The 2124-nt window shown below is 54.1% G+C and carries 3 protein-coding genes; all 3 read left to right on the top strand.

The genetic code is table 11. From position 1 onward, the window contains the following. A partial coding sequence (locus tag WBB85_RS04535) for a replication initiator protein A (protein WP_432637435.1) occupies window positions 1-956 on the top strand: 956 nt, incomplete at its 5' end. A 92-nt stretch (window positions 957-1048) separates the two neighbouring features. Next, window positions 1049-1384 carry a zinc ribbon domain-containing protein gene (locus tag WBB85_RS04530; RefSeq protein ID WP_432637434.1) on the top strand — a complete coding sequence of 112 codons (336 nt, stop codon included), beginning with the start codon at window positions 1049-1051 and terminating at the stop codon, window positions 1382-1384. Window positions 1385-1489: 105 nt separating this feature from the next. Beyond that, on the top strand, window positions 1490-2041 hold the full coding sequence (locus WBB85_RS04525; RefSeq protein WP_432637433.1) for a hypothetical protein: 552 nt from the start codon (window positions 1490-1492) through the stop codon (window positions 2039-2041). Window positions 2042-2124: the final 83 nt, after the last annotated feature.

The raw sequence follows: 2124 nt of genomic DNA, 5'->3' as shown, positions 1-2124 counted from the left end.
CCGATGTGGTGCCGAAGGACGACATGGCCTCGATGGAGCATCCGCTGTTCTCACTCGCCACCAAGCCGGACATGCGCCACCTCGAATATCGAGGCGGCGACAACCGGCTGAAAATCGTGCCGTCCGGAGTCGGCCTACCTACGATATTCGACAAGGACATTCTGATCTTCTGCGTGAGCCAGCTCATGCACCGTAAAAACCGAGGCGAGAAGATCGGGAAGCGGGTGCGTTTCAGCGCCCGCGAGTTGATGATCACCACGAACCGCAAGACGGGCGGGATCGAGTATCAGCGCCTGGAACAGGCATTTCAGAGGCTCATCGGGACGACCTTCCAGACCGATATTCAGACTGGGAATAGGCGCGAGACACGCTTTTTCAGCCTGCTGGAATCGGGCAGTGGGTTCGTCATGAAGGAAGAGGGCAAGTGGCGGCTCGACTACTGCGAGGTGATCTTGTCCGACTGGGTGATGCGCGCAATCGAAGGTGATGAGGTCGTGACGATCTCGAACGACTATTTCCGCCTGCGCCGCCCACTGGAACGCCGTCTGTATGAGATCGGCCGCAAGCATTGTGGGGGGCAACCGAAATGGCACATCGGTCTCGCCAAGCTTCAGGAAAAGACCGGCAGCAACGCACCCCTGAAGAAGTTCCGGCTCAACATCCGCCAGATCATCGAGGACGATCACACGCCGTTCTATCGCATGGAGCTAACCGCAGATGACTTGGTGATCTTCCGCCCACGCTCGCCCCAGAACGACCTTTCGCCCGAAATCCGATTGCCAGAATGGGCAGAGGACAAGGCGCGCGGTATCGCCAGGGAGAAGGGCCGGGACTACTACGCCCTGCGCTCTGACTGGCTGGCGTTCGCCAAGAGCGAAGCCGCCAAGGGGAACCCACCAAAAAACAGCGGCGCGGCTTTCGTGGCATACTGCAAGAAGCAAGAACGGCTACGTTGAGGGAGTAGGTCATGGTTGCCCCCTTCCTGATGCCCTTATAAAGATTGCAAAATTTTCCACTCTCGTTAGAAATTTTTGAAAAGGAGTTTTCTATGGCCAAACCAACAATGATCGAGTGCCCATCCTGCCAACACCGGGTGAGCACCAGTGCGCCTTCCTGCCCGTCTTGCGGCGCTGTTCTGCGGAAAGCCAAGCGCGGCATTTTCGGGAAACTGGTGATTTTTGCCTTCTGGGGCTTCAACATCCTAATGGTGTTGTGGATATGGGGAGGCACACAAAGCGCTGTCCAGACTCAATCTGGCCTGTCTGGCGCTGAAGCTGCTGGGGCCGCCATCGGCACAGGAATCGGCGTAACACTTCTTATTTTCATATGGCTAATAGGTGCTATTATCCTTGGTCTGATGGCACTTCTGACGCGGCCAAAATAAATGGCTGAATCTGTCTCTTATTGGATTTGCTCTTGTGGGAAATCCAATCTTAAAAGTTCCCGGCGATGTACAGCCTGTGAAAAGCGTCGCCCAAGACGGTGGATATTGTATTCTTCCTTGGCGGTTGTTGGCGTTGTCGCCATAGCCGTTTTCACCCCCACGCCCCCCACTCCAACAGAGAGTCAATCTGGACTTTCTGACGCTCAAACAGAATTTTTATCTCGAATAGAGGCTGCACAAGAATCGGCAATCACTGCGCCAAACTCATTGGCGTTCAACGATCTCCTCGACCTGCGCGACAATCAACTGGCCGAGCTTTCCTCAGTCAAAAGATGGTCGGGAACCATCCTTGGAATTCAACGGATGCAGGGCAAAGGAGCCGTCAGTATTGATATAGGCGGTGTCACAGTCCTGGCTGGCGTCCACCTTTCATTGGGATTGGATACGCTGATCCCCCCTTCCCAAAGTGACGTCTACAACGAGTTGCTATCGCTACAACGTGGGGATGATGTCATATTTTCCGGTCGTTTCTTAGTTCATAGCGGATCTTTGGTCGAGATGAGCTACACGGGTTCTGGCGCCATATCAGCACCAGAATTCTTGTTTGAATTTTCGGAATTAAGCCGCCGTCCAACACCCGAAAATTCCGAAAACTAATCCCCATGAAATACCTCGCTCGACAATCAACCTTGCAAGGAGTTGTTATTCCCATGAACCGAATTTCACTGCCCGTTATAGCC

The sequence above is a fragment of the Albidovulum sp. genome (genome assembly GCF_049646345.1).
Lineage (GTDB): Bacteria > Pseudomonadota > Alphaproteobacteria > Rhodobacterales > Rhodobacteraceae > Albidovulum.
This window is presented reverse-complemented; position numbering and strand designations above follow the sequence as displayed.